General features: G+C 60.4%; 8 protein-coding genes and 1 pseudogene. 4 read left to right on the top strand and 5 right to left on the bottom strand.

Going from position 1 to position 14142, the window contains the following annotated elements:
* Window positions 1–46: 46 nt before the first annotated feature.
* The 3 genes from AC3YMN_RS01085 to AC3YMN_RS01075 form a co-directional block, all read right to left on the bottom strand.
* Complete coding sequence (locus AC3YMN_RS01085; protein ID WP_489888606.1) at window positions 47–2389, bottom strand: hypothetical protein; 2343 nt, start codon at window positions 2387–2389, stop codon at window positions 47–49.
* 319 nt (window positions 2390–2708) lie between these two features.
* A complete protein-coding gene (locus AC3YMN_RS01080; protein WP_489888605.1) occupies window positions 2709–4037 on the bottom strand; it encodes an HlyD family type I secretion periplasmic adaptor subunit in 1329 nt (442 codons plus the stop codon).
* Window positions 4038–4060: 23 nt separating this feature from the next.
* On the bottom strand, window positions 4061–5833 hold the full coding sequence (locus AC3YMN_RS01075) for a type I secretion system permease/ATPase (RefSeq protein WP_489888604.1): 1773 nt from the start codon (window positions 5831–5833) through the stop codon (window positions 4061–4063).
* A gap of 244 nt (window positions 5834–6077) precedes the next feature.
* Here AC3YMN_RS01075 and AC3YMN_RS01070 point away from each other — a divergent pair, with 244 nt between their 5' ends.
* The 3 genes from AC3YMN_RS01070 to AC3YMN_RS01060 are packed head-to-tail and all read left to right on the top strand — an operon-like array spanning window position 6078 to window position 8559.
* Window positions 6078–6863: an ABC transporter permease gene (locus tag AC3YMN_RS01070; RefSeq protein WP_489888603.1), complete on the top strand. Its 786-nt coding sequence runs from the start codon at window positions 6078–6080 to the stop codon at window positions 6861–6863.
* Window positions 6860–7624: an ABC transporter ATP-binding protein gene (locus AC3YMN_RS01065; protein ID WP_206524632.1), complete on the top strand. Its 765-nt coding sequence runs from the start codon at window positions 6860–6862 to the stop codon at window positions 7622–7624. Before AC3YMN_RS01070 ends, AC3YMN_RS01065 begins: the two co-directional genes overlap by 4 nt.
* Window positions 7621–8559: an NAD-dependent epimerase/dehydratase family protein gene (locus AC3YMN_RS01060; protein WP_489888602.1), complete on the top strand. Its 939-nt coding sequence runs from the start codon at window positions 7621–7623 to the stop codon at window positions 8557–8559. Before AC3YMN_RS01065 ends, AC3YMN_RS01060 begins: the two co-directional genes overlap by 4 nt.
* Before the next feature lie 235 nt (window positions 8560–8794).
* Here AC3YMN_RS01060 and AC3YMN_RS01055 read toward each other — a convergent pair.
* Window positions 8795–9001: pseudogene (locus tag AC3YMN_RS01055) on the bottom strand (hypothetical protein); the annotation flags it as partial.
* A gap of 1303 nt (window positions 9002–10304) precedes the next feature.
* Here AC3YMN_RS01055 and AC3YMN_RS01050 point away from each other — a divergent pair.
* Window positions 10305–12527, top strand: a complete 2223-nt coding sequence (locus AC3YMN_RS01050; protein WP_489888601.1) for a hypothetical protein — start codon at window positions 10305–10307, stop codon at window positions 12525–12527.
* Here the strand turns inward: AC3YMN_RS01050 and AC3YMN_RS01045 are convergent.
* Window positions 12524–14113, bottom strand: a complete 1590-nt coding sequence (locus tag AC3YMN_RS01045; protein WP_489888600.1) for a hypothetical protein — start codon at window positions 14111–14113, stop codon at window positions 12524–12526. The genes AC3YMN_RS01050 and AC3YMN_RS01045 overlap by 4 nt on opposite strands.
* Window positions 14114–14142 lie beyond the last annotated feature (29 nt).

Raw genomic sequence — 14142 nt, 5'->3', positions numbered from 1 at the left:
AAGGGGGGGCAATTGCCCCCCCCTTAAACCGCCTGAGTTCAGACTATTAGATGAAGTTTTCGGTGGTGAAGGCGCCGGTAACACCGGTGACTTCGATCAGGTTGCCTTCGAAGGCGATATAAGTACCTGCTTCTGCGCCAGTGACGGTGATCACCGAAGCGGCACCATCGACGTCCGACGCGAAGGCTTCAACCTCTGCGAGGGTAGCAGCGCTACCACCGTTGATGGTGAGAACGTTAGTTACGGTACCAACGAAGTCGATGCTGTCGTCAGCAGTGACAAAATCAGTGATCACGTCAACGCCGTCGGCCGCGCTGGAAGCAGAAGCCGAGTTGAAGACGAACACGTCATCGCCTGCACCGCCGGTGAGGCTATCTACGCCCTGACCGCCAATGATGGTGTCGTTGCCGGCACCGCCGCTGATGGTGTCGTTGCCCAGATTGCCATACAACACGTCATTGTCGGCACCGCCAGTGATGCTGTCGTTGCCCTGGCCGCCATATGCCACGTTGGCACCGTCACCAGTGATGATGATGTCATCGCCGCCATTGCCGTAGATCAGGTCATCGCCGGCACCGCCGGTGATCTCGTCAGCATCGTCGTTAGCGGAAGCATCGGAGCTGCCGCCGTAGATGGTGACCGACTCGGTGGCTGTGCTGGTAATGGTGTCCTCACCGAGGCCGCCATAAACCACGCTGTCAGCACCAGCCGCAGTGATGCTGTCATCACCCTGCCCGCCATAGACAACATCGGCACCAAGACCGCTGGTGATCACGTCGTCACCACCATTGCCGTAGATCACATCATCGCCGCCACCGCCGATGATGGTGTCAGCAAGATCAGCCGAGTCATTGTCGCCATTGCCACCATAGATGGTAACGGAACCGAACTCCCCAGCCGCAGCGGCGTTAGCCGCCGTGCGCAGAGCATCGGCATCGGTCGCGTTAGCCGTCGCCTGAGCGGCTGCCGCAGCCGTGGCAGCTGCCACGGCGGCTGCACGTAGCGCCTCGGCGTCCTCCGCCTCATCGGCTTCGGCCGCATCGGCGGCTTCGTCGGCAGCAGTTGCAGCAGTTGCAGCTTCCGTCGCCGCTACGTCAGCGGCTTCCGCCGCGTCGGCGGCAGCATCAAGTGCAGCGACATCAGCTCCGGCTACGATGCTGTCGGAACCAAGGCCCCCGTAAACAACAGCCTCGCTAGCGGCACCAATCGCGTTGAGCGTGATCGTGTCGTTGCCGGAACCACCATAGATGGTGTCCTCGCCACCAGCGCCGTTGATCGAGTCATCGCCGCCATTGCCGTAGATTACGTCAGCGCCTGCGCTGCCGGTGATGATGTCGGCACCGTCTTCAGCAGAAACGTCGCCGTTGCCGCCATAGATGGTCACACCGGCTTCACCATCGGCAAGAGCACCAGCGGTGATCTCGTCTTCGCCCAGACCACCGTAAACAAGGGAGCCGGTGCCGAAGTTAGAGACGGCGTCATCACCTTGACCGCCATAGATGGTGTCCTCGCCACCAGCGCCGTTGATCGAGTCATCGCCGCCATTGCCGTAGATTACGTCAGCGCCTTCGCTGCCGGTGATGCTATCGGCACCATCCTCAGCGGAAACGTCGCCGTTACCGCCATAAATGGTCACGCCGGCTTCACCATCGGCAACAGCACCAGCAGTGATCTCGTCGGCACCAAGACCGCCAAAGACAACGGAAGCAGCACCAAAACCGGTGACTGTGTCATCGCCAAGGCCACCATAGATGGTGTCCGCGCCGCCGTTCCCGGCAATGCTGTCATCGCCGGCATTGCCGTAGATTACGTCAGCGCCGGTGCTGCCGGTGATGGTGTCACCTTCATCGTCGGTGTCAACACCCTCCGCGCCGCCATAGATGGTCACGCCATCAGCATCGGCAGCAGCAGTGATAGTGTCGACACCGTCACCGCCATAAACGACTGAGCCAGTTCCGAAACCAGTGATGGAGTCGGCACCCTGACCACCATACAGCTGCAGCTCTGCGAGGCCGCCGCCGTTGATCACGTCGTCACCCTCGTTGCCGTAGATGATCGCATCAGCAGCAATAGCGGTCAGAATGTCGTTGCCAGAGTTACCAACGAGGATGTTGCCAGCTTCTGTATCAACCGCGTCAGTACCAAAGTCGAGCACAAGGCCTTCAGAGGTGGGCGAAACGAACAGGCTGTCATCCGTCAGATCGGTGAGAGCAACACCACCCAGAAACAGCACGACGCCGCTCCGCAGGGTAAGCGTAACGCCAGACTCGTTTTCGGTGAAAGATGCAACGTCTTCGCTCGTCACGCCGTCGATGACGACGGTATCATTTGCAGGGTCGAAATCGGTGATCGAGAGATCTTCCGAGCCGGTAAAAACAGTAGTAGCCATTTTGCCTCCTAAGGGGTCGCGCATGCTGGATTGCAACTGCGCAGCGCAGACCCAGCCGTTCGGCACGTAAAGCACTTTTTGACTGACGAGACAATCCCCAAGTCGATGACACCACTTAAAGAACCAACCGCATAAGGCTTCTTGTGTCTTTGAGGCAACGGCAGGTCGGGGCCGCGTCAACAAATGTCACAACAGGCTCCAAATACTTCATAATGGAAGGCGCTTCGGTGTGCCAACTATGCACGGAGGCGACCACAAGCGCTGCTAGTTAAGCAACCGTATTCGGCGTACGACTGGAAATTGCCTTGGCAGAGTAACGTTATTCCTGGCGCATGCCGCGCCCCAGCGAGTCGGTCAGCGGGCGGGTGAAGTAATCCATCACGGTCCGCTCGCCGGTGCCGATCACAACTTCAGCGGGCATGCCGGGCTGGAGCTTGTCGCGGAGATCGTCAGGAATCGTTGACGGGTCGACTTCGACCCGGGCCTGGAAATAGGAATTGCCGGTACGCTCATCGGTGATGGCATCGGCCGAAACTGAAACGACGGTGCCCAGAAGAATGGGAATGGTGCGGGAATGGAAGGCGGTGAATTTCACCTCGGCTTCCATATTGGCATGCACCGAATCAATGGCGGTGGGCGCGACCTGGGCATTGATCACCAGATCATCGCCGGTCGGCACGATTTCCATCAGCGGCGCGCCGGCCGCGATTACGCCGCCCACGGTGCGGATGGAGAGATTTTGCACAATGCCGGTTTGGGGCGCGCGAATGTCGAGCCGGGCCAGGGCATCATCGGCCACGGTCAGCCGCTCGCGCAGATCGGTGATCTGCGGGCGAATCGTGGCAAGGGTGTTGGCGGCGTCGCGGCGATAATCCTGCTGGAGCTGATCGATCTGCAGGCGCGCTTCCTCGATATTGCCGCGGGCAGTGGCGAGCTGGGCGGTGGCGGCGCCAAGCTGGCCCTCGAGCGCCGCCAGCTGCCGCTGCGACTGGCGCAGATCATTGCCGGCAACCAGGCCCGAATCGCTCAGCCCCGTCAGATTGGTGTTTTGCTCGGACAGCGAGGCGATCTGGGTTTCGAGCGAGGAGACCTGGCTTTGATAGCCGATCACCTGCTGATCGAGCTGGACAATACGGTTGTTGAGGATGGCGATCTGGTTGGCGAGCGAATCGCGGCCCTGCACGAAGACCTTTTCTTCCTCGGCCATGATGCGGGCCGCTTCCTTGTTGTTGGCCGAGGCGGCCAGGAACTGGGGAAAGCTCATCTGGGGGGACTGGATCTGCTCGGCCTCGAGCCGGCCCTGCGCGGCAAGGAGGGCAAACAGCTGGTTGCGGTAAAGATCGGCCGTGGCCTTGGCGCGAATCGGATCGAGCCGGATCAGCACCTGCCCGGCTTCCACCGGATCGGCATCCTTGACCAGGATCTCGCGCACCAGCCCGCCTTCAAGGTGCTGCACCACCTTGCGCCCCGATTCGGCCGCCACCACGCCCGGCGCGAACACGGCCGATGAAATATTGGCATAAGCCGCAAAGGTGCCGGTGAACACCATGCCGACAAGGATAATGGCATAGCCGGCGCGCGCAAACGACTTGGGGCTGCCCTTGATCTGGGGCTTGGCATCGGCGGGCGAGGGAAGCGCTACGGTCATGGCAAGGGGTTCTCAGACAAAGGTCAGGCAGAAGCGGTTTGGGTGGGCGGCTTGGGCGCACCGGGCTGCGGAATCTGTGCCGCCGGCGCCGGCACGACGCGCGGGCCAGTGAACTGCTGCAGCACCTGGTCGCGCGGGCCAAAGGCCTGCACCCCGCCATCCTGCAGCAGGAGGACCTTGTCGGCGGCGGCCAGCAGATTGCGCTTGTGGGTGGAAACGATCACGGTTGAGCCGGCCTGCTTGATCGCGCGGATGGCCGCGGCCAAGGCATCTTCGCCGCTCGAATCAAGGTTCGAATTGGGCTCGTCCAGGATGATCACCGCCGGCATGTCATAAAGCGCCCGGGCAAGGCCCACCCGCTGGCGCTGGCCGCCCGAGAGCGTACCGCCCCCGGCGCCGAGGCGGGTATCATAGCCCTGCGGCAGGGACTGGATCAGCTGATGCACGCCGGCCAGTTCGGCCGCTTGTACGACCTTGACGGGATCGGCATCGGTGAAGCGGGCAATGTTTTCGGCCACTGTGCCGGCAAACAACTCCACATCCTGGGGAAGATAGCCCAGATGCTTGCCCAACTGCTCGGAATTCCAGTGCTGCAGCGCCGAGCCATCAATCCGAATCGCACCGGCGACAACCGGCCAAACGCCCACAAGAGCGCGCAGCAAGGTCGTCTTGCCCGAGCCCGACGGCCCGATGATCGCCAGGACTTCGCCCGGGCTTATGGCAAAACTGACATTGCGCAAAGTGGGCTTGTTGGCGCCTGGGGGAGCAACAAACGCCCCCTCCGCCGATACCGCGCCCTTGGGCGCTGGCAATGCCATGGTTTCGTGTTGGTGGCCCGAACTCAGGAACATGTCCTTGAGGCGTGCATAGGAATCGCGCGCCGCGACAAATCCCTTCCACTGGGAAACAGCTTGCTCCACGGGCTGGAGTGCGCGGCCCATCAGGAGGGATGCCGCAATCATGGCGCCAGGGGAGATGTCCTGCCGAATTGCAAGCCATGCCCCCACGCCCAGAATTGCCGTCTGCAGCACCATGCGGGTAAACTTGGTCGCGGTAAGGGTGACACCAGCCCGGTCACTGGCGGAGGCCTGCCAACCCATCACATCCCGGTGCTGGCTCATCCACCGGTTGCGGATAGCGCCCCGCATGCCCATGGCATGAATAACTTCCTTGTTGCGCAAAGTCGTCGAAACATATTGCGCGGCGCCATTCGAGGCCTCTCCGGCCTTCCTCAATTGTTTACGGGTCATCACCTCGTTGAGAATGGCGAGGCCAAAGATCACTATGGCACCAACGAGCGAAACGGTACCGAGCAGTGGGTGCAGGAAAAAGCCCAGCGCGATAAACAGCGGCGCCCAAGGTACGTCGCACAATACGATCAGGCCCGAACCCGTCAGGAACTCGCGTACAGTGTCCATGTCCCGCACAGCCTGACCTGCCTGCCCCTGCGGATTGGTCAGCTCACTGGTTACCGCTGCATCGAACAACGGTCCGCTTAACACGGTATCGAAGTCCATCCCGACGCGAACCAGCATGCGTGAACGTACATATTCCAGCAGGCCATAGATGACCATCGCCATCACGGCGATGATCGAAATCATAAGCAGGGTGGGTTCGCTGCGGCTCGACAGCACGCGGTCGTAGATCTGCATCATGTAGATCGGCGAGACGAACAACAGCAGATTGATCGCCAAGCTAAAAACAACTGCGGCGATCAAGACAGGCTTATATGCCGCTACAGCCGTATGGAGCGGCTTGAGGCGCTGAGCGCGAATACTGTTGTGAACGTCAGCCATCAGCAAAGAACTCGAAGGGGAAGTGGAGGTCGTATAAGGACCGTGGTGCGTGTTGGCTAAGCATCTAGCACAAGTTTGAGCTTCAATCTCGACATTTCAAACCATTGTGGCTCTAAGGTGACAAGAACCTCATCCGACCTCCGGGCCTTTATTCCTCCGCTGTTGACAGTTATCCGCCTCTTGTCCATTGACGGCCGGCGCGGCTAGCCCCTGCTGGCTAGCGCATGTTGGAAGTGGAGCATTCATGGCGGTTTCGCCGCTGCAAGATGTTTGGCAAGGCCTGCGCCAGCGGGAATTCTGGACGACCTTTGCGTGGAACGACGTCAAGGCGCGCTATCGGCGTTCGCGCATTGGCCAGTTCTGGATCACCATCAGCGTGGGCTTGTTCGTGCTGGGAGTAGGCCTCGTTTATAGCGGCATCTTCGGCATCCCGATGGCCGAATACATGCCGCGGGTCGCGGTGGCCTATGTGGTGTGGACCTTTATTTCCACCGTGATCATTGGCGGCTGTCGCACCTTCATCGATGCCTCCGCGATCATGCAGCAGCGGGTGTTTCCGTTTAGCGTGCACGCTTATCGGCTGGTCGCGCGCGAGCTGCTGATCCTCATGCACAACGCCCTTGTGGTCGTGGCGGTCTGGCTGGCGTTCGGCATCGGCCTCGGACCTGAGGCACTCTGGGTCATTCCGGGGCTGTTACTGCTGGCTTATGTTTCGTTCTGGCTCTGCATGATCTTTGGCATTGTCAGCGCCCGCTATCGCGATGTCCCCCCCATTGTCCAATCGCTGGTGAGCGTCCTGTTTTTTGTCACCCCGGTATTATGGACGGGCGACCGGCTGGGCGACAATTCCGAGTTGATCCTCCATCTCAATCCTTTTGCTTATTTGATCGCCATCATCCGCGATCCCCTCCTGGGCCGCCCCTTTGATCCGGCGACCTGGCTCGTGGTGCTGATGATCGCCGCTGTTGTCACCGCACTGGGCCTGCTGGCCATGCGGATGACCAGCAAGAAGCTGGCTTACTGGCTGTGAACACCTTCTCTTCGACTTCCCCCGCAAGCCTGTCGCTCGACAAGGTCTCGATCACCTTTCCGGTCTTTGATTATCAAAGCCGGTCGGTGCGCCAAACTGCCCTGCGTCTGGGCAGCGGCCGCTCGGCGGGGCCGGCTCATGTCCACGCCATCCGCGATTTGAGCCTTCAATTCCATCCGGGCGACCGGGTTGGCCTGATCGGCCATAATGGTTCGGGCAAATCCACGCTGCTGCGAGTCCTGGCGGGGGTTTATCCGCCCACAACCGGGGTCGTCCACTCGCGGGGCAGCAAGGCCAGCCTCTTCAACGTGCAGGCCGGCATGGACACCGAGGCCACCGGCATTGAGAATCTGGTGCTGCTCGGCGTTGCCGCAGGGTTGTCGCGAGCCGAAATCGCGGCTTTCACGCCCGACATCGTCGCCTTCGCCGATCTGGGCGACGCGCTTGCCCGTCCGGTGCGCACCTATTCCTCGGGCATGCAGTTGCGCCTCGCCTTTGCGGTGGCAACGGCCCGCCCCGCCGATATCTTGCTGATCGACGAAGTGATCGGCGTAGGCGACGCGGCGTTCCAGCGGCGGGCGCGAGTACGCATGCATGGACTGATGAGCCAGGCCGACCTTCTGGTCATGGCCAGCCACGACAACCAGGTGCTCAAGAGCAACTGCAATCGGGGCCTCGTCATGGGCGGGGGCGAAGTGCTATTCGACGGCCCCATCGCCGAAGCGGTGGAGTTTTCCAAGAAACCGCGGGCAACCTCATGAGCACCCCATCCCTGCCCGATCCCAGCATCTTCTTTAACGGCGCGCGAGTGGGCATTCTGGGCGCCACGAGCCCGGTCGCCCAGTTGCTGATCCCCCAGCTTAATGCCTGGGGCGCCGCCGTGATCGCCTTTTCGCGCCAGCCTCACGAAACCATCGAGAAAACGCTGCGCTGGCGCACCATGGACGAGATCTATCCGCCGCCCGAACGCCCGCCCATTCCACTGTGGTTGAGCTTTGCGCCGGCTTACATCCTCACCAACCACCTTGATGCGCTCAGCGCCGCCAAGGCCGAGCGCGTGATCATGCTGTCCTCCACGACGCGTTTCACCAAGGTCAATTCGGGCGACCCCACAGAACGCCACGTGGCTCAATCGCTCGCTGTTGCCGAAGAGCGCTTGCATGCCTGGGGCGAAAGCGAAGGCATCGACACCCATGTGCTCTGGCCGACGCTGGTTTACGGCAATGGCCGGGACAAGAATGTCTCCCAGATTGCTCGCTGGATCGGCGAGCATGGCTTTTTCCCGCTTTACGGCGCCGGCTCGGGCTTGCGCCAGCCGGTGCATGCCCGCGACGTAGCCGACGCGGCGCTCGCCGCTCTCATGGCGCCAAGGCTCACCGAGCGCGGCTACGTGCTTTCGGGCGGAGAAACCCTGAGCTACCGCGCCATGGTGGAGCGCATCTTCGCCGCCATGGGCCGCCAGCCCAAGGTGGTGAGCATCCCGCCCCTTCTCTACCGTGCCGCCTTTGCTATCATGCGCCGTCACGCCGGGTTTGAAAGGCTGTCCCTCGAGATGGCGCGCCGCATGAACGCCGACATGGTATTTCCCCATGATGAGGCGGCGCGAGACTTGGGGTTCAGGCCGCGCGGGTTTGCGCTGACTGCAGCGGATCTCCCGAGCGGTTCGGAGCCCCATACGCAGCAGATCGGCCGCTAAGGCATCAAACGAACTGCCAAGCCAGCCAGGCGCCAGCAACGAGCCCCTTCAGTAGATCGATGGCACCTACGCCCCGCTTAAGGGTTAAGCGTGCTGTTGCCCTCGGCTGTGAGTAGGCGGATTTGGCTAAGCAATGAGCCAATTGCTTGAAATAAAAAGCGCGCGCCGTGGAAACGGCGGGCGCTGCAATCAATCTATGAGCTTGTGAGTTCAAACGATGACGTGGTTGCTGAATTCATCGAGTGAAATGCCGGCCAAAACAATCGAGCCACCGCCGGTCAGGTCTAGGATCGTGTTTTCGCCGTCGGCGAAGCCACGAAGTAGCTTTGCCCATCGAGGTCAGCCGGTCGCCAGCGTCGAAATCGAAATCGGTGATGACGTCGTCACCCTGATCAGCGTTGAACACGAACAGGTCGGCGCCTTCGCCACCGGTCAGTTCGTCATTGCCACGCCCGCCATTGACCTCGTCATTGCCGAGACCACATCTGCACCGGCGCGGCCGCGGGTGGAGACCCCGTTGCCTTGCCGTATAGGGCCAGCTTAAAGTCTATTTAAAAAGGTTCCACCCTCCAACAATATCTTTTACAGCAAGAAAGCGAAGAGGTGGCACCGCATGTCGAACCGCGACTAAGGCGCTTCACGCGAACTAGTTCGTCTCCAAGGAAAGGCTCAAGACCGCCGCTGTAGTGCCCGAATGAACAAGCATCAGCGCGACCAATGCATGCATAGAACTGGTTCGCGGTTTCTCTGGATTCGTACCATGAGGCTGTTACCGCGGGAACGGACCACGACCGCCTTCCAGAACAGGATGAACTCCCGCTGGATCTACGAAAACCTGCCATTGTGGGCTACCCGTGAACCAGCCCATTAGTCTGGCTCGAAAAGCCGGCAACGCTGGTCTGCGTCTGTGCCGCCGCGGGTGGCCTCTGGCAGTAGAGTTAGGGCAACCAGAGCGTGCTCAGAAGCCAACGACAATTCGCGAACGGCCGTTTATCCGCTGAGTAGGTGCGTGAGCAGGCGCAGGTTAGCTTGATCCACTTGTTCATATTCACGCTTTCGCTAGCCGCGGAACATCGGCCGGAAGGCGCCGTTGTGTTTGCCTGACAGAAGTTCACCATGGAACTAGAATTCCCCGCATCCCCGATCCCCGATCGACATGTTCGCGCTCGAGGATTTGCCCTGGATTTCTCCCTGGATCGCCAAAAAATTGCAGCCTCGGAGACAAAATTGCCGACGAACTCGCCAGCATGAAGATGGACATCCACCATCCGCTGCCGATGACGGCTTGGGTAGCGGCTGTGTACCGCTGCCATTCCGAACTATGGTCGCCCTTAGCCGAGGCTAAGAGCCGAACCTGGCTCCCACCGCTGAAAACTTGTCCGGCAGCCCACCGGCACACCCGGCGTCAGCCGTTGCAGTGCAGCGCTCCGCCTCGATAGTTCAACTGTGATCTTGCAGTAAGCGTATGGCCAGCAAGGCTACTGCTCCGTACACTGACGGGGAAATTTGCGCCTCCCGAGTACCTCGATAACAGGCTCTTCACGGAACAACGGATCCGGAGCGCCCCTGGCGCATGGCCCGGCCAGAACGCCCCACCCCTTCATCTTGAGCTTGCGTTCGTGTAGCGCTTGTAGTCGTCCTGCGCCCCGGCCGCTGCCGAATTGGCGCGGTGATTCTTCATGCTCCCAGCCGGGACTGAAGGCGACTAAACTGGTGAGCCCCTGAGACAATCAAGCGGGCGATGCTTGGTGCTCGGAGGCGGTACAATGACGATCACCACTTTGCCAGTTAAGAACACCTCCGGCCTTCGGTCTATCACCCTCCTCGCCGCGCATGCCGCCATAGGCCTCCTGGTTGGCTTGATCCCCCTGCTGTTCAACCATCGATTCTACCTCAAGGACGACATGGAGCACCAGTTCCTGCCCATGTTCTACCATGTGGGCCGATTGCTGCGCCTGGGTGAGTTTCCGATCCTCACGCTGTCGAGCTGGTTCGGCAGCAACATTGTCAGCGAATTTCAGTTCGCCCTGTTCAATCCCGTAAGCCTCGCCCTAAATGCCGTGTTGCCCTCCTTTTCCGATTATGAAGCCGGGGCGGCGTTCCTGGCTTGCGCCTACTACGTTATCCTGGCCCCAGGCTGCTTTGTGCTGGCACGCAGCTTTGGGATCGACCGCGGCTGGGCATCCCTGCTCGCCTTGTGCGTCACCACCAGCAATTTTCTGAGCTACTGGGGCGCTTCCAACTGGTTCCCCATGTTCTCGTCCTTCGCCTGGTTTGTTTGGGCCTGGGCATTCCTGCGTTTGTCGCTGCATGGGCGCCGTTACTGGTTGGGGGCAGTGCTGTTTTGCTTTCTGACCGTCACCATGGGCTTTCCCTATGCCATCCTGCTGCTGGGCTTCGTCGCCGCCCTGCATCTGCTTGAGCAATACCGGCGCGACCGATCCTGGATCCGGGCCTTTCTGTCGATCTTGCCGCTCGCCGCGGCATTGCTGCTGGCTGCCATACCTTTACTGGCGCTGGTGGGTGCAGGCAGCGTCTCCACCCGTACAACAGCCGTGTTCAACAACGGCTTCATGATGCCTAATTTGGCCGATGTGCTGCAGGTCAGTGCACCCCTGCATTTTGGATTTCTGAAGCTCTGGCACGGTTACCAGCCAGCCCAGACACCGATCTTCTATCTGGCTTGGTTCTTGGCGCCTTTGGCGGTGTTCCTGGACTGGAAGGCGGTGAACTGGAAGCAGCCGGCTGTGCTCTCGCTCTTGATGCTTACAGGCCTGGTACTGGTGGCCCTGCAGGGCCCGGAGGAATTTTCGCTGCTGCATTTCTTAGTGCGCTGGATTCCGTTTCTGCATCTGGCAGTGCTGCTGCTCTTCTCGCTCTTTGCGAGCCAGGTCGGCTTCCTCTGGTCGCGGCACCGGTTCATGGTCGCTGGTGCCCTGCTCGCCCTGATGCACCTGACCTCCTGGCAGATGACGCCCGGGCGCGGACGAGCCATTGTGTTTTCGCTCGTGGTCTGTGTCGTGGGCTTCGGTGTGTTGGCAGTGCTTCGCCACCGAAAAGTCGCCATGCTGGGCTGGGCAGCGGCCGTGACCTTGCTGCTTTTCATCGTGACGCACGGGGTAATACGAGAGAACAGCGCTTTTGAGGATGTGAACTTTCCGCGCTACTCCTCTGGTGCCGCCAATGCGCTGACCACGGCGGCACCGCCAGCTTATGAAATCCTGCTCGGCCCGGCAGGCTACGGCACCAACCCTGAACGCGCCGCCGAATTCGTCAGCGGTTATATCTTCTTTGAGCAAGGCAAGAACCGGATCAATGGCTACAGCGCCATCGGCCACCAGCCTCTGGCGGACCTGCTCTGCATGCCCTGGAACGGCTCCACCTGCCCCGATGCGGCAGCGCGCCTTTTTGCCGCCGAACCGGAAACCGGGCAACGCTATGTTGATCTGTTCCGGATCAACAGCATTATCGCGCACAAGGGCGAGCACCTCGAGGCCCTGCTTCCACAGCTTGGTACCGAGTGGCAGTTGGTCTTTGATGGTGCATACACTCAGCGTTTTGCTCGCGAACTGCCGGGGATGCCGGGGTCGCTGGCCTGGATGTCGACTGGCATGACGGCTGAGGAGACCGGACCTGCTACCTTCACGCACGCTGACTTGATGGTCGAGAACACAGGAATCGAGCCAAGCACACTGGTATTCGCACGAGTTTGGTGGCCGGGCTACCGAGCGGAATTGAACGGGCAACCCATTGAGTCCCGAGCCATTTCGGGAATCTTCACGGCGGTCGACATTCCACCTATGACGAAAGGTGAGTTGAAACTGTTCTACGTACCGCCACACCTTACAGCCGGGCTTATCGGCATCGCCTTGGGTTTGATCCTAGTGCTCACCGGCATGCTGGCCCACCGCCGCCTCCTGGCCAGCGCTACCGGCTCGCAACCCCTTGCCGATACAACAAAGGCCTAAGCGGTACGTCGCCATTTCCCCGTGCCTGCCGACGCCAGCGTCCACACCAGGATCAGCACGAGGAACGCCGCGATCGGCGAGAAGAACACCTGGTAGCGGTCCACCGGTGCAACCGATACATACATGGCGCTATAAACCGCGTAGCGAACGAGAAAGACGCCCCCATAAATGGCGAAGGCCACTACCACTGGTCGTGAAAAAACAGCTTTGCCGAAAACACCAGCAAGCGTCGCCGCAATCCCCAACCCCGTCAACAAGATCCAGTAGTGCGCGACTATGGCTTCGCGCCAGTAATCGCGCAGCCCGCCATATTGATCCTGAATAAGGCTGACCCGGCGGTTCAGGCTCTCGTTGAACAACTCGGCGTGGTGATCCTGAGAGTCCCGAAAGCCCGCTTGAGAAGGAGTGGGAGCCAAGAGCATGAGGAGGCTCGACGCCAAGCCCGAGGGAACATACGGCACCCAATTGCGAAAATTTGGGTCCAGCGGGTAGGGCAGGCCTGGAGAATGGCTGGGCCAATCACCTTTATCCAAAGCTGTTTTGATTTCAGCGGCGGCGGTCAGCAGTTTTTCAGATTGTAGCCGATCATCGGGCGGGTAGACGCTGTTGAGCAGTAACGACATCAGCCAAATGGTTCTAGTCGGGTCGATTTCGCGCCGACCAACAAAGACGCTGGAATGCGCCCGCCAAGTGTTGATCCCGCCATGAGCGACTGCATCGTCAGCGACTGCGGGCCGCCCGAATTCGGCGAAGGTTGGGCTGAGTTTAAGAGCAACCTCGAAGCTCTTCCGAGTGGCAGGCGCGTAACGCACCGAGTCGTCCACCTCTATTCGGTGCATCTGCGTGAGCAAAGCTTGGTAGCTTGGCAGGATACCCCGATAGTTCCAAATACCGAAAGTGTCGTGGTTGATCTGGGCGATCAGCATCAAGCAAAGGCCAATGATAACGATTGGCACGCCTGCGCCTTGCAGTAGTGCAGAGCGCATGCGGCTGCCATTCTTCCGCGCTAGATAGCACAGCGCCAGAAGAGTCAGGGCCAAACCAACTGCCACAAAAACTTCTTCGCCTTCGCGCGTCAGGATAATGGCAGCACCTAAAAAGGCAAAAGGAACGGCCCTCCAGAGTCGCTGTCGGGTCGGAAAGGTGCTGCTCTCCAGCACCACTAGTATGGACCAGAACCAGCCGAGATAAAGCACTAGCAGCAGTGGCTCGCGTTGGAACTCGGTAAAGCTGCGCAAGGTATAGGGGTGAAAGAGGACAGCAGTAGCGGAGATCACGCTTGTGGCCACCCCGAGGTAAGGGCGCAACCGCGAGATTAGCAATACGACCGAACCGAGGAACGCAGCCTCGAGGAACATGCGCCAGGGGAGGCCTGAGTGCATCACCAACTCTGCCAACAGCGGCAGAATAGGTGGACGCATGGAGTCGCTTGGCCGCTCCCAAAAGCCATTGAGGGCCAGCCAAGCCAGCCCGTCCGCGTCAAACGGAGGGCCCACCATCTCTGTGTTGGAGACCAAGACGATGCGGGCCAACACAACCGCGCCTAAGAACCAGCTAAATGACTTGGTCCATAATTTGTTTGGCATTGCCTAGCTCCTTAAATGGAACATCTCGC

Source organism: Devosia sp. Z11_6 (assembly GCF_058133665.1).
Note: the sequence above shows the minus strand (reverse complement) of the source record. Positions and strands in the feature narration are given on the sequence as shown.